At 72.3% G+C, this 1927-nt stretch carries 1 protein-coding gene; it reads left to right on the forward strand.

From position 1 onward, the window contains the following. Positions 1 to 1927 (forward strand): DUF6531 domain-containing protein (locus tag JGS22_RS20935; RefSeq protein WP_236073229.1); only part of this gene is annotated, 1927 nt, incomplete at both ends.

Genomic DNA, 1927 nt, shown 5'->3' on the forward strand with positions numbered 1-1927 from the left:
GCCCGGCAGCACGCAGCCCGCTTCGGCATCCGGCGCCGCGTCCCCGTCCGGACCGGCCTCCCCGTCCGGTGACGCGTCCCCGTCCCGTCCCGCGGCTCCTTCGGGCTCCGCGCCTCCGTCCGAGGCGAGCGCCTCCGCCACTGCGTCCGGCGGCGACCGTGCCGCTCCGAACCAGTCCGACTCCGCAACGCCGGCCGGATCGGCCCGTTCCGAGGCCGCCCCGTCACCGTCCGGTCCGACGCCCGCCGACGCCGGCACCGGCAACACGCCAGGGAACGACGGGCCCGCCACTGCGGACAGCGGCGACAGCCACGGCTCCGACGACGGGTCGGAGACCGCCGACACCGACAGCGCGGACGCCGCCGACGCCCCGGCACTCGACGGCCCCGAAGGCGATGCGCCACCGCCGCCTCCGGTCAACCCCGAACCTCTCGCGGATGCGACGGCCGATCCGCAGGAGGCGTCGCAGCACGAGCGGGCCACGGAGTGTCCGACGGACCCGGTCAACGCCGCCACCGGTCAGATGCTGATGGAGGAGACCGACCTCTCTCTGCCCGGCATCCTTCCGCTGGTCATCCGCCGCAAGCACAAGACCGGTTACCGCTACGGCCAGTTCTACGGTCCGAGTTGGTCCTCCACCTTCGACGAGCGCCTCGAACTCGACGCCCACGGCGGCGCCCAGTGGTCCCGCCACGACTCAGCCGTCTTCTGCTACCCCACCCTCCCCACCACCCCCGACGACACCGTCACCCCCCTCGAAGGCGACCCCAGCCGGCTCACCGCCACCGGCCCGGACGAGGACGGCGCCACCACCTATCTGGTCACCGAGCCGCGCAGCGGCATCACCCGCCACTTCCACACCGGCGGCGCCGGCGACCGCCGCCTCTGGCTGGCCCACCTCTCCGATCGCAACCACAACACCATCACCTTCCACCGCACCCCCGACGGCACCCCCACCGCCGTCACCCACACCGGCGGCTACCACGTCGACGTCGCCACCACCGCCGGCCGCGTCACCGGCCTCGTCGTACGCGACACAGGAACCGACGACGCGACCCCGGTGACCTCCTACACCTACGACGACGCCGGGAACCTCGCCGGAATCGCGAACTCCAGTGGCCGGCCGCTCCGTTACACCTACGACGAGCACCGCCGCGTCACCTCCTGGACCGACCGCAACGAGGACACCTACCGCTACCTCTACGACCACGAGGGCCGCGTCCACGAGACCGTCGGCCCCGACGGCGCGCTCTCCAGCCGCTTCGAGTACGACACCGAATCGCGCGTCACGCTGTACACCGACGCGTGCGGCGCCACCACCACCTACCAGCACAACGAACTCCACCAAGTCGTCGCCGAGACCGATCCGCTCGGCAACACCACCCGCTCCACCTGGTCCCGCGACGATCTGCTCCTGAGCCGTACCGACCCGCTCGGCCAGACCACCACCCTGGACTACGACGAGCACCGCAACCTGGTGGCCGTCCGCCACCGCGACGGCACTGTCAGCCGGACCGCTCACAACCATCTGCACCTGCCCACCACCAGGACGAACCCCGACGGCAGTACGGTCACGTTCGGCCACGACGAGAGCGGCAACACCGTCTCCGTGACCGGGCCCGACGGAGCCACCACCCGCCTGACCCGCGACAGCGCCGGCGCCGTCACCTCAGTCGTCGATCCGGCGGGCGGAACCAGGTACGCCGTCAACGACGCGGCGGGCCTGCCCGTCCGGCTCACCGACGAACTCGGTGCGTCCACCCTCGTCACCCGGGACGCCTTCGGCCGCCCGGTGGAGACGACCGATCCGCTCGGCAGCACCACCCGATTCGGCTGGACGCCCGAGGGCGGACTGCTCTCGCGCTCCAACGACGAGGGCAGCACGCAGAGTTGGACGTACGACGGCGAGGGCAACCGCCTCACCCAC

Origin of the sequence: Streptomyces tardus (assembly GCF_018101125.2) — a bacterium.
Taxonomy (GTDB): domain Bacteria; phylum Actinomycetota; class Actinomycetes; order Streptomycetales; family Streptomycetaceae; genus Streptomyces; species Streptomyces tardus.